Annotated in this window: 16 protein-coding genes; 5 read left to right on the forward strand and 11 right to left on the reverse strand. The window is 70.3% G+C overall.

The window, feature by feature from the left end; translation table 11 throughout:
- Positions 1-242 precede the first annotated feature (242 nt).
- The 3 genes from ACGFIV_RS20785 to ACGFIV_RS20795 form a co-directional block, all read right to left on the reverse strand.
- The gene (locus tag ACGFIV_RS20785) at positions 243-1,004 is read right to left on the reverse strand and encodes an isoprenyl transferase (protein WP_358546103.1); all 762 of its coding nucleotides are present in this window, start codon (positions 1,002-1,004) and stop codon (positions 243-245) included.
- Between the two features lie 155 nt (positions 1,005-1,159).
- On the reverse strand, positions 1,160-2,956 hold the full coding sequence (locus tag ACGFIV_RS20790; RefSeq protein WP_358546276.1) for a phosphoenolpyruvate carboxykinase (GTP): 1,797 nt from the start codon (positions 2,954-2,956) through the stop codon (positions 1,160-1,162).
- 383 nt (positions 2,957-3,339) lie between these two features.
- A complete protein-coding gene (locus ACGFIV_RS20795; protein ID WP_358546101.1) occupies positions 3,340-3,861 on the reverse strand; it encodes a hypothetical protein in 522 nt (173 codons plus the stop codon).
- A gap of 143 nt (positions 3,862-4,004) precedes the next feature.
- Here ACGFIV_RS20795 and ACGFIV_RS20800 point away from each other — a divergent pair, with 143 nt between their 5' ends.
- Positions 4,005-4,613: a TetR family transcriptional regulator gene (locus ACGFIV_RS20800; protein WP_358546098.1), complete on the forward strand. Its 609-nt coding sequence runs from the start codon at positions 4,005-4,007 to the stop codon at positions 4,611-4,613.
- A gap of 63 nt (positions 4,614-4,676) precedes the next feature.
- On the opposite strand, the gene ACGFIV_RS20805 is transcribed toward ACGFIV_RS20800, so the two are convergent.
- From ACGFIV_RS20805 to ACGFIV_RS20830, 6 genes are all read right to left on the reverse strand, one after another.
- Entirely contained in the window at positions 4,677-5,696 is a 1,020-nt protein-coding gene (locus ACGFIV_RS20805) for a TIGR04500 family putative peptide maturation system protein (protein WP_358546096.1), read from the reverse strand.
- A 2-nt stretch (positions 5,697-5,698) separates the two neighbouring features.
- Positions 5,699-6,670, reverse strand: coding sequence for an MvdC/MvdD family ATP grasp protein (locus tag ACGFIV_RS20810; RefSeq protein ID WP_358546093.1), 972 nt, complete (start codon positions 6,668-6,670; stop codon positions 5,699-5,701).
- 54 nt (positions 6,671-6,724) lie between these two features.
- On the reverse strand, positions 6,725-6,874 hold the full coding sequence (locus ACGFIV_RS20815; protein WP_358546091.1) for a hypothetical protein: 150 nt from the start codon (positions 6,872-6,874) through the stop codon (positions 6,725-6,727).
- Between the two features lie 190 nt (positions 6,875-7,064).
- On the reverse strand, positions 7,065-8,396 hold the full coding sequence (locus ACGFIV_RS20820) for an NlpC/P60 family protein (RefSeq protein WP_358546089.1): 1,332 nt from the start codon (positions 8,394-8,396) through the stop codon (positions 7,065-7,067).
- A 195-nt stretch (positions 8,397-8,591) separates the two neighbouring features.
- Entirely contained in the window at positions 8,592-9,095 is a 504-nt protein-coding gene (gene greA, locus ACGFIV_RS20825; RefSeq protein WP_358546086.1) for a transcription elongation factor GreA, read from the reverse strand.
- An 89-nt stretch (positions 9,096-9,184) separates the two neighbouring features.
- The gene (locus ACGFIV_RS20830; protein WP_358546084.1) at positions 9,185-9,622 is read right to left on the reverse strand and encodes a DUF4307 domain-containing protein; all 438 of its coding nucleotides are present in this window, start codon (positions 9,620-9,622) and stop codon (positions 9,185-9,187) included.
- A gap of 134 nt (positions 9,623-9,756) precedes the next feature.
- Here ACGFIV_RS20830 and mca point away from each other — a divergent pair, with 134 nt between their 5' ends.
- From mca to ACGFIV_RS20845, 3 genes are all read left to right on the forward strand, one after another.
- A complete protein-coding gene (gene mca / locus ACGFIV_RS20835; RefSeq protein WP_358546081.1) occupies positions 9,757-10,641 on the forward strand; it encodes a mycothiol conjugate amidase Mca in 885 nt (294 codons plus the stop codon).
- Positions 10,642-10,715: 74 nt separating this feature from the next.
- A complete protein-coding gene (locus ACGFIV_RS20840) occupies positions 10,716-10,970 on the forward strand; it encodes a hypothetical protein (RefSeq protein WP_358546079.1) in 255 nt (84 codons plus the stop codon).
- 29 nt (positions 10,971-10,999) lie between these two features.
- Positions 11,000-11,317 carry a GNAT family N-acetyltransferase gene (locus tag ACGFIV_RS20845; RefSeq protein WP_358546077.1) on the forward strand — a complete coding sequence of 106 codons (318 nt, stop codon included), beginning with the start codon at positions 11,000-11,002 and terminating at the stop codon, positions 11,315-11,317.
- Positions 11,318-11,321: 4 nt separating this feature from the next.
- On the opposite strand, the gene ACGFIV_RS20850 is transcribed toward ACGFIV_RS20845, so the two are convergent.
- Both ACGFIV_RS20850 and ACGFIV_RS20855 read right to left on the reverse strand, forming a co-directional pair.
- Positions 11,322-12,461, reverse strand: a complete 1,140-nt coding sequence (locus ACGFIV_RS20850) for a hypothetical protein (RefSeq protein ID WP_358546273.1) — start codon at positions 12,459-12,461, stop codon at positions 11,322-11,324.
- 444 nt (positions 12,462-12,905) lie between these two features.
- Positions 12,906-13,235 (reverse strand): hypothetical protein, encoded by a 330-nt coding sequence (locus ACGFIV_RS20855; RefSeq protein ID WP_358546075.1) that lies wholly within the window; start codon positions 13,233-13,235, stop codon positions 12,906-12,908.
- Positions 13,236-13,545: 310 nt separating this feature from the next.
- Here ACGFIV_RS20855 and ACGFIV_RS20860 point away from each other — a divergent pair, with 310 nt between their 5' ends.
- Positions 13,546-17,787 carry an HAD-IC family P-type ATPase gene (locus ACGFIV_RS20860; protein ID WP_358546073.1) on the forward strand — a complete coding sequence of 1,414 codons (4,242 nt, stop codon included), beginning with the start codon at positions 13,546-13,548 and terminating at the stop codon, positions 17,785-17,787.
- Positions 17,788-17,946: the final 159 nt, after the last annotated feature.

Here is a 17,946-nt window from a genome sequence, read left to right on the forward strand (position 1 = left end):
TCTCCCCCGGGCGCCAGGAGTAAGCGCCCTGCCAGATGAGGTGGTGAACGGACCGGGTCCGGTCGTGCGCCCCCACTTGTGCGAGGCGACGCCGGAGACCGGCCCTCCTCGTCAAAAGGCGACGCAAGGGCGGACCCTCTCCCGAAGTAGGCCGTATGGACTGCCTACCACTTACGGTACGTCGTGGACGCCCCCTACCCAACAGCTCGACCAGGGCCTTTAGGGGGGGTTCACGGGGTGTTTCAGTTTCCGTACCGTCGGTGCCGCGCGGCATACGATCGCAGCGCCCGCAAGAAGTCGACTCTGCGGAAGTCAGGCCAGTAGGCCTCGCAGAAGTAGAACTCCGAGTGGGCGCTCTGCCAGAGCAGGAATCCGGAGAGCCGCTGCTCTCCCGAGGTCCGGATGAGAAGATCCGGGTCGGGGAGGCCGCGCGTGTAGAGATGCTCCGCGATGTGCTCGACATCGAGGACCTCGACAAGCTCCTCGATGCTCGCGCCCTTGCTGGCGTGCTCCTGGAGGAGGGAACGCACCGCATCAGCGATCTCACGTCTTCCTCCATACCCAACCGCAACGTTCACAATCAGCCCAGGTCGGCGTGATGTCGCTTCTTTAGCATCTTTAAGGATGCGAGCCGTGCGATCGGGCAAAAGGTCCAGCGCGCCCATCGTGTTGACGTGCCAGCCTCCGGCGACCAGCCCCTGGACCGTGTCCTCGATGATCTCCATGAGCGGGTCGAGCTCTTCCTTGGGCCGCGAGAGGTTGTCACTGGAGAGCAACCACACCGTGACGACCTCGACACCGGCCTCACGGCACCACACGAGGAGCTCGGAGATCTTGTCCGCGCCCTTCTGGTGGCCGTGCCTGACGTCGCGCAGGCCCATGGCCCTCGCCCAGCGGCGGTTCCCGTCGACGATGACGCCCACGTGCCGGGGTATCTGGTCGGAGGACAGCCTCGTCCCGAGCCGGCGCTCGTAGAGCCGGTACACGAGATCGCGCATGCCCATGGTGACCTCCCCTTCGCCGCCCGTCCGCTTCCGGGCGTTGACAACACGCAATTATCACGTGCCCGGAGCCCTGCCCGCCCCCGCTTCGGTTACCGATCAGTACCGCTACGAAGGCCGGGGGCCACAGCCCCCGGCCTTCGTAGCGGCTCCGGGGATCAGCCCAGACGGCTCACCAGGGAGTGGTACTCGTCCCACAGTCCCTTGGGCATGTGGGTGCCGAAGGTCTCGAAGTGCTCCGGGATCAGCGCGGCCTCTTCCTTCCAGACCTCGGGGTCGACCGACATGAGGGTGGCCATGTCGGCCTCGGAGACGTCGAGGCCCTCGGTGTCGAGCGCGCCCTCGGCCGGGAGCAGGCCGATCGGCGTCTCCACGGCCTCCGCCTCGCCGTTCAGGCGCTCGACGATCCACTTGAGCACGCGGCTGTTCTCGCCGAACCCGGGCCACAGGAACCGGCCGGAGGCGTCCTTGCGGAACCAGTTGACGTAGTAGAGCTTGGGCAGCCTGCTCGCGTCGCCCGTCTCACCGATCTTGAGCCAGTGGGCGAAGTAGTCGCCCATGTTGTACCCGCAGAAGGGCAGCATCGCGAACGGGTCGCGGCGCAGCTCGCCCACCTTGCCCTCGGCCGCGGCGGTCTTCTCCGAGGCCACGTTGGCCCCGAGGAACACGCCGTGCCGCCAGCTGAACGACTCGGTCACCAGCGGTACGGCCGTCGCGCGGCGCCCGCCGAACAGGATCGCCGAGATCGGCACGCCCGCGGGGTCCCGCCACTCGGGGGCGATCGTCGGGCACTGGGCCGCCGGGGTCGTGAAGCGGGCGTTCGGGTGGGCGGCGGGCTCGCCGGAGGCGGGGGTCCAGTCGCGGCCCCTCCAGTCGGTGAGGTGCGCCGGAGGCTCGTCGGTCAGCCCCTCCCACCACACGTCGCCGTCATCGGTCAGCGCGACGTTGGTGAAGATGCTGTTGCCCCAGAGGGTCCTGATGGCGTTGGCGTTGGTGGACTCGCCGGTGCCCGGTGCCACGCCGAAGAACCCGGCCTCGGGGTTGATGGCGTGGAGCCTGCCGTCCTCGCCGAAGCGCATCCAGGCGATGTCGTCTCCGACCGTCTCGACCTTCCATCCAGGGATGGTCGGCTGGAGCATCGCGAGGTTGGTCTTGCCGCAGGCGGACGGGAAGGCCGCGGCGACGTAGCGGGGCTCGCCGGACGGCGGGGTGAGCTTCAGGATGAGCATGTGCTCGGCGAGCCAGCCCTCGTCACGGGCCATCACGCTGGCGATGCGCAGCGCGTAGCACTTCTTGCCGAGCAGCGCGTTGCCGCCGTACCCGGAGCCGTATGACCAGATCTCACGGGTCTCGGGGAAGTGGCTGATGTACTTGGTGGCGCTGCACGGCCAGGGGACGTCCTCCTGGCCGGGCGCCAGCGGGGCCCCCACGGAGTGGACGGCCTTGACGAACTCGCCGTGTCCATGGCCGCGCTCCTCGATGAGCCGCAGGGCCTGCTCGCCCATACGGGTCATGACGCGCATGGAGACGACGACGTACGGAGAGTCGGTGATCTCGACCCCGAGCTGGGAGATCTCGCCGCCGAGCGGGCCCATGCAGAAGGGCACGACGTACATCGTGCGCCCGCGCATGCAGCCGCTGAAGAGCTTGCCGAAAGTCTCGCGCATCTCCTCGGGGGCCACCCAGTTGTTGGTCGGGCCGGCGTCCTCGGGATTCTCGGAGCAGATGAAGGTGCGGTCCTCGACCCGTGCCACGTCCGTGGGATCCGACGCCGCGTGGAAGCTGTTGGGCCGCTTGGCGAGGCGGGTGAAGGTGCCCTGCTTGACCAGCAGGTTCGTGAGGCGAGTCCATTCGGCCTCCGAACCGTCGCACCACTCGACGCGATCGGGACCAGTCAGCTCGGCGATCTCCCGGACCCACGCGACCAGCTCGGCGTGAGTCGTCGGGGCGGTCATCTCAATGGAAACTGACACGGGGCCGGCTCCTTACTCTCAGGCCAAACATCATTAACGACAAACCGCACCGAATCCAATTGGCGTAGACCAGTCGGTAAAACGGAAGTGCAAGAGCTCCTAAAATCAGAAGATCTGCCCTTCCCATTTCGCCGCTGTTTCACGCTCGTGAATTCGGTGCGCCGCCGTGGCCCCTGTCCGCTGCCCGTGCGTACGACGTCACGGCAGGCAGGGACCGCGATGGTTCGTGGGAGTTTACCCACAGTTGACCGAGATAAAAGAGACGACCCCGGCCGGCGGGGGTGCTACCCACCTGGCGCCGGGCAAACATTGGTATAGGCCAATTCGAATGGTCTAGGCCTCTTAAAGAATTGGTTTAGGCCAATCTACGCATTCATCTCCGGGCCCTCGGAACGCACGCGGTCGACGTGCTGGAGCGCATCGCGCAGGTCAGCGAGCCAGGTGTCGGTGTGGCTGCCGACGAGCCGGACGCACCACGCGAGCGCGTCGCTGCGGCTGCGCGCGACGCCCGCCGCGACCAGTGTGTCGAGCACGCGCCGCTCCTGCTGGCGCAGACGGGTCATGACCGGGATCGAAAGCGTGGTGAACATCACTGTCTCGCCGCCCAGGGACACACCCCATGAGACCTTCCGGCGGAACCGGTGCTCGGCCTCGCGGGCGATCTCGATGCGACGCTCGCGGGTCTCCTCCCTGAAGCGCTGGACGAGGCCGTCCAGCAGCGCGGCCCTCTCGGCCCCTTCAGGCGCGTCGGGCGCGTCGGGCACCGGAAGCGTGCCGACCACCGCGATCTCCTCGCGGTCGAGGACGAACTCGTGCCGCCCGGAGAACCACTCCTGCGGCAGACGGCCGGTGAACCAGGAGATGATGACTGCTTCATCTGTTTCCATGTAATTGAGATTACACCTATACCTAGAAGCTTCAAGGGGCGCAGCCCATCCGGGCACGGACAGGCCCGAACCGGCACGGCGAGCTCCGAACTCGGCACGGGCGAAGCGAGACCTTGGGAGGTTCGGCACGCGAGAATCGGAAGATGAGCTCACCTCCGCGCATCGAACAGCAATGCGGTCTTCGCGAGCGCAAGAAGGCCAAGACCCGGCTGGCCATCCGGGAACAGGCACTGCGGCTGTTCGTCGAGCAGGGGTACGAGAACACGACGATCGAGCAGATCGCGGAGGCCGCGGAGGTCTCGCCGAGCACGTTCTTCCGCTACTTCCCCACCAAGGAGGACGTCGTCATCCAGGACGACTACGACCCGCTGCTCGCCTCGGCGTTCCTGGAGCAGCCGGCGTCGCTGTCGCCGCTCGCGGCGCTGCGCGAGGCCGTCCGCCTGGTCTACGGCGAGGTGCTCGCCTACGACGAGCAGACGATCCTCCAGCGCGTCAAGCTCGTCTGGTCGCTCCCCTCACTGCGAGCACGGCAGATGGAGGGGCAGATCGCCACGATGACGATGCTGACGGCCGCCATCGCCGAGCGCACCGGCCGCTCCACCGACGATTTCGCGGTACGGGTCTTCACCGGCGCGGTCGTGGGCGGCTGGATCGCGGCCGTCGAGCGCTGGGTGAGGTCCGACGGCGAGGAGCGGCTCATCGGCCTGATGGACGAGGCGCTGGTCCTGCTGGAGGAAGGGCTGCCACTTTAGGATGGCCCCGCGGCGGCCGGCGTCATGGGCCTTCGGACGGGGCCGGGCCGGTGGCGCGGCGGGCTACGAGAGTGGCGTCGACGAGCTGGTGCGGTCGGTGGTGCCCCAGAACCATTCGATCTTGGCCGTGCCCCTGCGCCGCTCGATCCACTCGTCGAAGATCCGCCGCTCGACCTGGTCCCGTACGTCGTCGAGGACGGCGGGCACCACGGCCAGGACCTTGAACAGCATGAGGCCGTCCTGGGTACGGACCGGGCCGGCGACCGTGCCGGGCTCGGCGCCGAACACCTGGCTCGCCGCCTCCGGGCTCAGCTCTCCTCTGCGCAGGGTGACGAAGATCGGACCCGGCATGGCCGTGCCCGCGGCGAACGCCCGCTCGGCGGCCACGAGGAAGTCCCCGGGCTCCGCCGGGGGCTCGGCCCCGCTTTCCTCGCCGGCGTCCAGCGCCACCCGCACGACGCGGGCGGCGTCGAGCTCGTGGCCGTGCTCGGCGAACCACTCCTCGACGTGCCCGGCGGCCACCCGGGCGCGCAACCGCGCCACCGCCGCCTCGGTCGCGACCAGTTCCTCCAGCTCCGGGTGGGAGATGCCGTTGCGGTCCATCCACTCCCGCGTCGCCTCGCCCGTCAGCAGCCCGCGGGCCCGGCGGAACGCGTTCATCGCGTTCTGGAGCTCCTCGTCGGTGAAGTGCTCCGGCGACTCCTCCAGGGCCTCTCGTACGAGGCTGTCGGTGACGAGCCGGTCGGCCACCGCGGACTCGTCCCAGATGAAGTCCAGGCACGCGATGGCCCTGGCGACCGGGGTGTCGACGCCGTTGACCCGGAGCAGCAGATGCTCGGCGGCCCGGTGGACGCCCCGCAGCGGCCACGGCAGGGCGGTCTCGGGGCACCACGACAGGGAGATGGTGGCGCCGCTCCCGTCCTTGACGAGCAGGGCGTGGTGCAGCGAACCGTCGTACTCCTCCCGCTGCCTGATCAGGCGCGCCCGTACCTCGGGGTGAACGGCCCGGAACGCCGCGAGGTCCCGCTCGGCCGTGCCGCCGCTGAGAAGGCCGACCGCGTCGGCCAGTGTCCGCGCGTCCACCGTCACTTCTCTCCCCTGGTGAGCAGGTCACCGATCGCGGCGCTGATGGGCAGGCCCGTCGCGGCCTCGATCCACAGGAACTGCCCGTTCGGATTGATCTCAAGGAAGACGTAGCGGCCGTCCGGCGTGAGGATCAGGTCGATCGCGCCATAGGTCAGCCCGAGCCGCTCGACCAGCGCCACGCAGCGCTGGGAGATCTCGTCGGGCAGGTCGTGGGCCCGGATCGGCGTGGCGCCCGGGTCGTAGTGCCGCCAGTCGTACTTCGTGTGGTTGCTCACCTGGGAGTGGATCTCGGCGGCGAAGACCGCCGCCCCCACCACGGTCACCCGGATCTCCACCCGCTTGGGCACGTAGGCCTGCACGATGACCGGGCAGTAGCGCAGCGCGTCGGCGTATCCGGTGTCGGCCGTGGACACGGGCGCCGCGAACCGGCCGAACCGCTCTCCCTGGCCTTCCAGCCGGTTGCCATGCACCGGCTTGGTGATCACTTGTCCCTCGTGCCGGTCGTAGAAGTCGAGGAACGTCCCGGGGTCGGTCGTGACCAGGGTCTCGGGAAGCTCGAAGCCCAGCAGGCGGGCCCGTTCGAGCTGGTACGGCTTGCGCGCGGCGCGGTCGATGACGGGCCGGGACGCGGGGACCGCGAGGCAGTCGAGGCTGTCCCACAAGCTGTCGGAGACGGCGCGGAGCTCGTCTTGGATGTAGCCCGCGTAAGCGTAGGGCGCGACCTCGGGATGCGTGACCGGGTTCAGCGGCCTCCGGTACCAGAACGCCGTCAGCTCGTCGAGGACGACCCGGCGGCCACCGGCGTGGAGCACGCGGGCCGTCGAGCCGGTGCCCGAGTGGCTGATCTCCAGGCGGGCTTCGGTGGGGTAGAAGGACGGATCGAAGACGACGACGTCGGCTCCGCCTGCCGTGAGGAACTCGACGACCCGGTCGGCGTGGTCGTCACCAGCGCAGGTCAGTACGAGGATCATGGCAAGCCTCCCGCGGGAGCGGGGGCGCGACGGTCGGCCGCGCCCCCGCGTCCATCAGTTGGAGTCCCCCGAGGTGTGGCTGTGGCCACCGTGGATCTCGATGACCTGGCTCTTCGCGCCGCCACTGACCTGAAGAAGCTGAGCCTCGTCGAGCTCGGGGCCGAAGGCCGCGATGTCCTCGATGGAGGTACGCATCTTGCTCATGCGAATCCCACCCTTTTGTGTAGCACGGAGCACCTTATGTGCCCCGCTCCCCAGAGGGAACCTAACGGGGCGAGCTAGCGCGGGGCGTCCCTCGCGCGGGTGATTGCGACTCATCCGTGAGACGGACGCGCAGGTCAGCGTACCCGGGGAGGGCGGCGGGCGGCTCGCGGGAAAGGCCGCCGAGGCGCGGTCAGCGCACCCGCGCGGCGACCCAGGGGCTCACCCGGACGACTCCGGCGAGATTCTTGGTGTATACGGGTGCGATCTTCACGACGTCACCCGTGTGGGGGGCGTGAAGCATCTTGCCGTCGCCCCAGTAGATCGCCACGTGAGAGATATAGCCGGGGTTGGTCGGATCGTTACGCCAGAACAGCAAGTCTCCGGGCTGTGCCTGCGCGAGGGGCACCTGGGGGCCCGTGACCCACTGCTGGTGGGTCACCCGGGGCATGGTCACCCCGGCCTGGGCGTACGCCCACTGCACGAGGCCCGAGCAGTCGAAGGTGTCGGGCCCTTCGGCGCCCCAGACGTACGGCCTGCCGAGCTTGCTCACCGCGGCCGTGAGGGCCACGCGGAGCTGGTCGGCCGACATGAACGAGCTGACCGGCCAGGTGGTGCGCGCCTGGGCGGGCGGCGTGAGCACCGGGTTGATCAAGGCGACCTGGCTGCCCTTAGGAAGGATCTTCAAGAGCGTCAGGCGCAGCCGCGCGGAGTCGACGCCGGGCGCGCTCACGACCAGCGCGTTGCGCTCAGGGATGCCGAGCGACGTCGCGACCTGCTGGGAGACGACGGCGTTGATCAGGCCCATGCCCACCGTCGCGTATGCGCCGACGCGGAGCTTCCGGCCGCCTCCGTTGACGGTGGAGCCCAGGGCGACGCCGCCGTCGCTGCCGAGGGTGAAGGACACCGCTATGTCGCCCGCCGCGACGCTGTTCCACAGGGCGTCGGACCGTGCGGTGGCGCGCGGGGTGTACGCGCGGAACGTCGAGGGGTCGACCCCCATGGTCTGCACGCGCTTGCCGTCCATCATGACGTCGGCGGCGCTGACGACCTCGACCGCCTTGACTCCCTTGCGGGACTTGACCCGCCGGACGGCGGCGGCCGAGAACGGGCGGGGCGCGACCACGAAAAGGTGCGGCTTGCGCAGCTCACCCAACGGCGCCACCTGCGCCTGCGCGGCAGGGGCGGGCAGGTCCCTGGCGGCCGCGACGAAGCCGGTCTCGCGACTCTGGATCTGCCGGCGCGGGGCAGGCTCGGCGACCTGCGACCGCCGCTGCCCGAGCTCCCCGAGGACCATGAGGTCGGCGGCGAGCACCGTGACGAGCCCGATGGCGATGACCGGGACGGCCCGGCGCAGCATCCGCGGCACCGGGCGCCGGCGACGCCCGGGGTGGGGCGGCGGGCGGTAACCGAGATCCTCACGCGCCTCCGCCAGCGCGCCGCCCAGGTAGTCGCGGACACCGCTCAGGCCTCGGGTGAGGCTCTCTCGGACGACGGTCGTGCCAGGTGGTCGCCGATCGAGCACCTTCAACCCCTTTCGCCCTGGTATCTCGCGTTGAGCAGTCTCGCACGCCAGGCGTACGTCGTCCCCGTCAGTGCCCGATTGTCCTGTACTCCGACGCCGATGTCCGGTGATTCTCCCTTAATCAGCCTCGATCCGCCGAAGCGGCGCTCCGGCGGATCATGTCATGGGGTCGGACGTGGGTGTCGAGCGCGGTGCTCAGTTGCCGATGTACGGCACCGCCTCGAGGATCTCCACGGTGTTCTGCCTGCCGTTCGGCAGCGTATAGGTGGCCCTCTCTCCGATCTTCTTGCCGTTGATCGCGGCACCGAGCGGAGAGCGGGGTGAGTAGACGTCGATCGGGGCGCCGCTCTCCTCGCGGGAGGCCAGCAGGAAGGTCACCTCTTCGTCGTCGTCACCGTCGAACCGTATGGTCACGGTCATTCCGGGGCCGACAACGCCTTCGGCACGCGGGGCTTCCCCCACTCTCGCCTGGTCGAGGAGCTGGCGGAGCTGGAGGATGCGGCCCTCCATCTTGCCCTGCTCCTCCTTGGCGGCGTGATACCCGCCGTTCTCCTTGAGGTCTCCCTCTTCGCGAGCGGCTTCGATCTTCTTGGCGATGTCGACACGCCCGGGCCCCGAGAGATACTCAAACTCCGCCTTCAGGCGGTCGTACGCCTCCTGCGTCAACCAGGTGACGTTCTCTTCGCGGGAGTCGACCACGGGTTCTCCTTGCGTACTCGTGAGAGTTGCGAGCGTTCGAATTCGGGGAGACTAACAAATTAACCCGCCCGAACGCTTTCCCAAAAGTCTCATTGTACGAGATAGCAGTACTGCACGTGGCCCGAAGTGGCCCGAGCGCTGGTCGCAAGGCGCTCCGTCAGCTGGATGTCGGCCTGCCCCGCGGGGAGCGTGACATCGCGGGTGCCCACCTCGACGTGGTCGGTGTCGGTGGCCCGCAGCTTGCACACCGCCGCCCGGTCGGCGGCCTTGTGTGCCTGGAAGGTTATCGTGATCGAGCTCGGTCCGCCCACCTGGAAAGCGATCACTTCGGTCATCACGTCGGGATTTCCCTTGGCGGACATCATGACGTAACCCCAGCCGCCCATCGCGATCGCGATAAAGATCCCGATGATGAGGAAGGCAATGGATCTCCCGCCCCGTCCGAAGCGTCCTTCCCGGTCCGGAAAGGACTCCGGGGTCCCGAGGACCGGCCCGGGCGCGCTCGAACCGACACCACTATCGGTCATGGCGGAATCTCCCAGCGGTCCCTCGTCGTTGCACGAGACGATTGTCCCCTGCGAGGGCTCCGCCCCGCGCGTCGCCCCAGGAGAAACTAGCCTCTCCGGGGAGCTGTTCTGGACACCTGAGGAGAAACCGAGCCGTGAGTGCACCGCTGAGGCTGATGGCCGTACATGCGCACCCTGACGACGAGTCGAGCAAGGGAGCCGCCACGATGGCGCGCTACGTGGCCGAGGGCGTCGAGGTGCTGGTCTGCACGTGTACCGGCGGCGAACGCGGCTCGATCCTGAATCCCAAGATGGAGCGCCCCGACATCCTCGCGAACATCACCGAGGTGCGACGCGAGGAGATGGAGAAGGCGCGTGAGATCCTCGGCGTCGAGCAGAGCTTCCTCGGCTTCGTCGACTCCGGCCTGCCCGAGGACGACAGCGAACCGCTGCCCGATGGGTGCTTCGCGCTCCAGCCGCTGGAGGCGGCGGCGGCTCCGCTGGTCGCGGCCGTGCGCGCGTTCAAGCCGCACGTGATCCTGACCTACGACGACGACGGCGGCTACCCGCACCCCGACCACATCATGACGAACAAGATCTCCGTCGAGGCCTTCGAGGCGGCCGGCGACCCCGACCGTTACCCCGGCACGGGCGACCCGTGGCAGCCGCTGAAGCTCTACTACCACATGGGCTTCACGCGCGCGCGGTTCGAGGCCCTCCACCAGGCCATGACCGACCGGGGCATCGGATCTCCGTACGGCGACTGGATCGCCCGCTGGGAGGACCGCCCGCAGAAGTGGGAGATCACCACGCGCGTGCCGTGCGGCGACTACTTCGAGACCCGCGACCTGGCGCTCCTCGCGCACGCCACCCAGATCGATCCGGACGGCTTCTTCTTCGTCTGCCCGCGCGATCTGCAGCAGGAGATCTGGCCCACCGAGGACTACCACCTCGCCCGGTCGCTGGTCGACACCGCGCTGCCCGAGGACGACCTGTTCACGGGGATCCACGCGGGCGAGGTGTCACGCGCTCACCAGTGACGGCGACGCCCCGGGCGGCAGGTCACCAGCCTGCCGCCGCCGGGGCTGCGGCCCCCTGGTGGCAGACTTGACAGGTGACTGATTTCACCGCACATGCCGTTGCCTCCCTGCCGGGAGTCGCCGCTCCGGCGTCTCCCGTCGGCCCCGGCCTCGTCGGCTTCCTCGTGGTCGCCGCGATCGGCGTCGCGCTCTACTTCCTGGTGAAGTCGATGAACAGGCAGATCTCCAAGATCGAGGTTCCCCGCGAAGCCGATCTGGGCAAGCCGGTGACCGATGAGCCCGAGACCGATGATCAGGAAGCCCACCCACGACCCAACGGGACCCGCTGAGCGCCGAGGTCCACTGAGAGGAATCCCCCATGGACCACGCGGTCGAGGTGACCGACAACCCGGACGCCAAGCGCTTCGAGATCACGGTCGACGGCCGGCTCGGCGGGTTCGCGGAGTACCACCGGCTCACCGGTCGGCTCGTCTTCACGCACACCGAGGTGGACGACGCGTTCGAGGGACAGGGGCTCGGAAGCCGCCTGGTCCGCTACGCGCTCGACTCGGCGCGTGCCGAAGGGGTGTCGGTCGTGCCCCGGTGCCCCTTCGTCGCCCGCTACATCGAGCGCCACCCCGAATACCGCGATCTCGTGGCCGGAACCCGGCCGGACGTGGCGGAGCCCACCGGCTGACGCGTCACTCGGGCGCCCAGGCGCGCTCCAGCGCCTTCGGCAGTCCCCACCAGCCGAGCGGGGTGAGGATCGCCTTCTCGTCGACGATGCCGAGCCGCTGCCACAGCGGCGTGACCGAGGTGAACAGCGCCTCGGTGGTCTCCAGGTCTTCGGGGTCGTCCATCTCGACGTCGATGTCCTCGGACTCGGCGACGAACCTCGCGATGCGCTCGGGCGAGGCCAGCACTCCGGGGCCTCGCCGGGCGAGCGCTATGACGGCGGCGAGCCAGTCGGCGTGGTGGATGGTGCAGATGGCGGCCAGCGCGGCGTCCTCCTGGCTCAGCTCGCCTTCCAGGTCCCAGAACTGGTGCTCGTCCTCGTCCTGCAGGTCGGAGACCGGCGAGGCGATGCCCGCCGCCACCATGAGCCACAGCTCGGTGTCGCTCTCGGGCAGCGGGCCGTCTTCGAGGCCCGCGCAGGCCTTGAGCACACTGCCCGGATATCCCTGCTCGGCCAGGACCGCGCGAAGCCGCCGGGCCGAGGTCTCCAGGTCGTCTTCGGGGCACGGCGGCTCCGGCAGGTCGGCGAGCACGCGGTGCAGCTCGCTGAGCGCGAACGCCTCCTCCTCGTCCCAGGAGGCGAACAACCCCTCGTCGAGCTCGTCGCCCACGGCGATGCTCGGCACCCGCCCGTCCGGAAGCGCGGTGGACAGCCAGCGGTCCTGGATCCCCTCGTAGACCTCGCGGGCCTCGGAGTCGCCCGCCACGAGCCGGTCGGGTTCGATCTCCCCTCCGGTCACGTGCTGCTCCAGATGGGCCACGAGCCGCTCGTAGAGCTCCGCCGCGACCGGGCCGCGCTCGCCCTCCTCGGGCCAGACGAAATAGCTTCGGGTGATGAGGATCGGCTCGGTGCCGGTCGACTCCAGCCACCGCTGGACGTCCCCGACCGTCGCCACGCCGGCCTCGATGCCGGTGAGCGTGGCCTTGGCCGACTCCCAGAAGGCGGCCGACAGGGGGTTGCCCGCCGCCAGCATCGCCCGGCGGAGATCGGGGATCGCCACCAGTGCCTGGCCACTTGGCAGCGCGAGCAGTGCCCGGGCGACATCTCGCCGGGTCAGGCGGGCCGCGGGCCTGCCCGCGTGCTCGCTGACGAAGTCCAGATCCATGCTCACGCCCCGTGAGCCTACGCCCATGTCCACGAAGGTGACAGCGTGACCATCCCCCGCACGCCGTGACGGGCGGGGTGGACCGGTCCGCTGTCCGCGAGACGACAGGTCAGGACGGGACGAAAGGCCCTAGTGATGACCTCTGAAGTGGGCAAAGGGTGAAAAGAGGAGTTTGCTTCGCACCCGAGGAGGGGCCATGACCATGACCCAGACGTCGCGCGTGAGCCGAGATCGCACACGACCGACATCCAGTTCCGACGGCGATCTGATCCAGCTCGACACTCCTGTCGTCAGCTTCCACGTCCACCGCCCGCACATGCCGAAGATGCCTCGCATGCCCGGGATGTCCCGCATGCCTGGCATGTCCGGCAGTCGTGGACAGGAGATGGACAGGGCCATGGAGACCGCCAAGACGTTCTTCCCGCCGCCCGAGCGCATCGCCTACTACGGCGGGCTGGGCCTGCTCGCGGCCCTCGGGCTGATGGAGTGGCCGGTGGCCGCGGCCATCGGAGCCGGGACCATGCTGGCCGCACGGGCCTGCGCCTCCGCCCAGAAGTCCGAACCGGAGTCCAAGGCCGCGGCACGGCCGTCCCGGGCGTCCACGTCCGGCAGGGCCACGACACGTGCCGCCAGGGCGTCGTCCACACGCGCGTCCTCCACACGCGCGGCCTCTTCACGCTCGTCAACACGCGCGTCGACTCCGGCGTCCTCCAGGACGTCCCGGTCGTCCTCGTCGACGTCCACCAGGACGCCCGCGCGGTCGACGTCGCGCACCGCCCGATCCACCGCCACCCGATCCGCTGCCGCCCGATCCACTCCTGCGCGTGCCGGATCGGCACAGACGACGGCAACCACGTCAGAGAGGCGTTCAACCGCCTGACCTGGGCATACTTAGGGTCGAATGATCAGACCGCACGCCACGCGGTCTGATCATCTTGTCGGCACCCGGTTCCCTGGAGGCGTTTTGTTCCCGCTACGAGACCTCAGGGGTCCGGTAGGTCTTCTCACGTCCCTGCTGCCCGAGACGGTGCGCGGCCTGCTTCCCTGCCCCCGGCAGGTCCATACGTTCGCGGGAGGCCTCCGCGTGCAGCTGTGGAACGTCGGCGGCCCGGCGACCTCGCGGGAGGCCCGCGCGCTCGAAGAGGGCCTGGTCGACCTCGGCGGCGCGCGTCGTGCCGAGGTGAACGGCGCGCTCGGCTTCGTCTTCATCGAGTGCGACACCGACTCCGCGGACGTCGGAAAGCTGCTGACGATCGTGGACGAGCTCGACGTGACGGAGGAGGACGGCGACGGCCACCCGGCGCGGCACGCGCTGGAGAACCAGGCCCGGGCGCTCGTGGAGCTGGGCGCCGGCCTCGTGGGCGTAGGCGCGACCCTGTTCGGCCAGGTGACGCGCGTGACCAAGGCGCCCGCGGCGCTGCCGGCCCTCCTCCAGCTCGCGGAGTCCACCCCCCGGGTACGGCACGAGCTGGAGCGTCGTGTCGGGCGGCCCACCGCGAACATGGTGTTCGCCACGACGCGCTTCGCCGCCCAGACGCTCGCGATGCGCCCTCTCGGCCTGTTCATCGACTCGGTGGCGGCGGCCGGCCGTCTCGCCGAGGCCACGGTCGCACGCCGGGCGTGGACGGCGAGGGAGGAGGAGTTCACCGCCCGGAAGGGCGGCTACCGCCACATCAGGACCGCCGTCACCCAGCGCCCGCGTCCCGTGCCGTACGGCCCGATCGAGCGCTACGCGGACACCGTCAGCGTCGGCGCGCTCGCCTCGTACGGCGTGACCGCGCTCGTCAGCCCCGATCAGGAGCGGGCGCTCGCGATGCTGGTCGCGGGGACGCCCAAGGCGGCCCGGCTCGGACGTGACGCCTTCGTCAGCGCCGTCGGCATCGCCGTCGCGCGGCGGGGCGCCCTGGTCCTGGACCGCGACGCGATGCGCTGCATGGACCGCATCGACACGGTGGTGTTCGACGCCGACACCCTGACGATGGGCACCTGGACCGTCCATGAGGTCATCGTCCTGCCCCCGGCCGCCTATCTGGACCCCGGCGAACTGCACGCCCACGTCTACGCGCTGCTCGAAGGCGCGGACGCGACCGTACGCCGGAGGCACGGCGAATGGGCGGCCGAATCGCCGGAGACGGTCCCCGCCCAGGCGGCGCACTGGCGGGAGAAGGGGATCCGGACCGTCACCGTGACCTACCGGGGCGAGGCGGTCGCGCTGGTCGGCGTGGTCCGCGAGGTCCATCCGTTCGCCGAGGCGCTCGTCGGCGCCGCCGGCGACGCGTGCGAGGTGGTCATGGCCGGTGGCGACCCGGACCTCGCGTGGCGGCTCGGCACCGAGCGGCTGGTCGAGGGGGGCGCCCGGCTCCCTCAGGCCGTAAGGGCGCTGCAGGCGGACGGGCACGGCGTCGCCGTGGTGACGCAGCGCTCCCGGCGCGGGCTGCGCGAGGCGGACCTCGGCATCGGCGTGCTCACCCGCTCGGGACGCCCGCCGTGGGACGCGGACGTGATCGGCGGTCCCGACGCGGCCCACGTGCTGCTGAGGTCCCTCCACAAGGCCAGGACCACCAGTGATCGCAGCGTGAAGGTCTCCGCCGCAGGAGCCGTGCTGGGAGGCGCGCTCACCGTCCTCGGGCGCGCCGAGGGCTCCGTGCGCCGGGTGCAGCTCGTCGGCGACTGCACCTCGCTGGTCACCCTGGCCACGGGCGCGTGGTCGGGCCGCGACCTCGGCCGTGGCGGGCTGCCGGAGCGCGCCGACCGCACGCCCTGGCACGCGCTGCCGACTCAGGACGTCCTGACCCGCCTGTCCACGACGGCGGCCGGGCTGAGCGAGGCGGAGGCCGCCCGCCGCAGGACCGTCCCGGCCCCGCAGGAGACCGGGGGCGCCTCGCTGCTCCGCGCGACCGCCGAGGAGCTGGCCAACCCGCTGACCCCGGTGCTGGCCGCCGCCGCGGGCGTGTCCGCCGCCATGGGATCCGCCCTGGACGCCGCTCTGATCGGCGGGGTGCTGGTCGTCAACGGGCTCATCGGCGGCGCGCAGCGGACCAACGCCGACCAGGCGCTGACCCGCCTGACCGACGCCACCGCCGTCCCCGTACGGGTGCGCCGCCCGCAGGGGTCCGTGGACGCCACCGCCGACGACCTCGTACGAGGAGACGTCATCGAGCTGCGGGCGGGAGACGCCGTGCCGGCCGACTGCCGGGTGCTCAAGTCACGCGCGCTGGAAGTCGACGAGGCGCCTCTCACCGGCGAGTCGCAGCTCGTCACCAAGTCGCCCGAGCCCACCCCCGCCCCGGCGGTGGCCGACCGCAGCTCCATGGTCTACCAGGGAACGACGATCGCGGCGGGCTTCTGCCAGGCCGTGGTGGTCGCCACCGGAACGGCCACCGAGGCGGGCCGTACGGCCGAGCTCGGAAAGCGCGAGGCTCCGCCGACCGGCGTCGAGCTGCGGCTGCGCGCCCTGAGCCGCCAGATCATGCCGGTCGCCGTCGGCTCCGGCGCGATGCTGATGGTCACCAACCTGCTGCGCCGCTCCACCCTCGCCTCGGCGCTGGCCCCGGCCGTGAGCCTCGCCGTGGCCGCCGTCCCCGAAGGCCTGCCGTTCATCGCCACGGTCGCCGAGCTGGCGGCCGCAAGGCGGCTCTCGACCCGCGAGACGCTGGTGCGCAACCCGTCGACCATCGAGGCGCTCGGACGGGTGGACGTACTCTGCTTCGACAAGACCGGCACTCTCACCGAGGGGCACATCAGCCTGGGCCGGGTCTCCGACGGCCGCCTGGAGTACCCCGTCGAGGGCCTGCCCGACGACTTCCGGCACATCCTCGCGGCGGCGCTGCGGGCGGGGCCCCAGCTCGGCGGGGAGCGGGCCGTCCCGCACCTCACCGACCGCGCGGTGGTGGAGGGAGCCGAGCGGCTCGGGGTGGTCCCCTCGGAGGGGCTGGGCACCTGGCTGCGGATCGACGAGATGCCCTTCGAGTCGGCCCGGGGCTACCACGCCGTGCTCGGGACACCGGGCAAGCCGGGGACGACCCTGCCCGGCGGTGGGGGCCCGCATCTGCTCAGCGTGAAGGGGGCTCCCGAGGTGGTGCTCACCCGGTGCACCACCCTGCTGAGCGACGGCGAGGTCGAGCCCCTGGACGAGGACGCGGCCGTGGCGCTCACCAAGGAGGTCGACCGGCTCGCCCAGCAGGGCTACCGCGTGCTGGCCGTCGCCGAGCGCTCCGCGACGAGCCATCGCGACCTCGACGAGTCCCGCGTCGAGGGGCTGTGCTTCCTGGGGTTCCTCGGCCTGGCCGATCCGGTCAGGCCGACGGCGGCGAAGAGCGTGGACCGGCTGGTGCGCGCGGGCGTCCGGGTCGTGATGATCACGGGCGACCATCCCAGCACGGCCGAGGCCATCGCCGCGGAGCTGAACGTGCTCGACGGGCTGCGGGTCATGACCGGGCCGGAGCTGGACGTGATCGACGACGCCGCGCTGGCCGAGGTGCTGCCGGACGTGTCGGTGTTCGCGCGGGTCACCCCGGCGCACAAGGCGCGGATCGTCGCGGGCCTCCAGCGGGCGGGCAAGGTGGTGGCCGTGACCGGTGACGGGGCCAACGACGCCCCGGCCATCAGGCTCGCCGACGTGGGGGTGGCTCTCGGCTCGCGTGCCACCCCGGCCGCGCGCGCCGCGGCCGACGTGGTCGTGACCGACGACCGCATCGAGACGATCGTCGAGGCCATCGTCGAGGGGCGGGCGATGTGGAGCTCCGTCCGCGACTCACTCGGCATCCTGCTCGGCGGCAACCTCGGGGAGATCGTGTTCACGGTCGGGTCGAACCTGTTCGCCGGCCGCAACACCCTGAACGCCCGTCAGCTCCTGCTGGTCAACCTGCTCACCGACATGCTGCCCGCCCTGGCCATCGCCATCAGGCCGCCGAGCGCCACGAGCCCGGAAAGGCTGCTGCTGGAGGGGCCGGAGGCGTCGCTAGGCGCCGCCCTCACCAGGGACATCTACGGGCGCGCCGCCACCACGGCGGCGGCGGCCTCGGTCGCCTGGGTGCTCGGGCGGGCCACCGGCACGGAGGCGCGAGCCGACACCGTTGGCCTGATCGGCCTGGTGTCGGCGCAGCTGGTGCAGACCCTGATGGTCGGCGGCAGGGACCGCACGGTCATGGCCGCCGCCTCGGTGTCCCTGGCGTGCCTGTTCGTGGTCGTCTCCACTCCGGGGCTCAGCCAGCTCTTCGGATGCCGGCCGGTGGGGCCGTTCGGCTGGGCGATCGGGCTGGGCAGCGGAACCGTGGCGGGGGTGGCGGGCCGACTGATCAATCCGCCCGAAGGGAACGGTCACTGACCGTTCACCAAACAGACACTTCAATCTGGATATATAGTCACACCGATCCTCAATGCTGTATAAAGCAGTCAAAACACCCCTACTGTGAGGTTCCGGTGTACAACTTCCTTGCCTCTGTGCTGGCCAAGGCGGCCGTGATGTTGGTAGAGGCGCTGGTCG

This window comes from Sphaerisporangium sp. NPDC049003 (assembly GCF_043197795.1).
Classification (GTDB): Bacteria; Actinomycetota; Actinomycetes; order Streptosporangiales; family Streptosporangiaceae; genus Sphaerisporangium.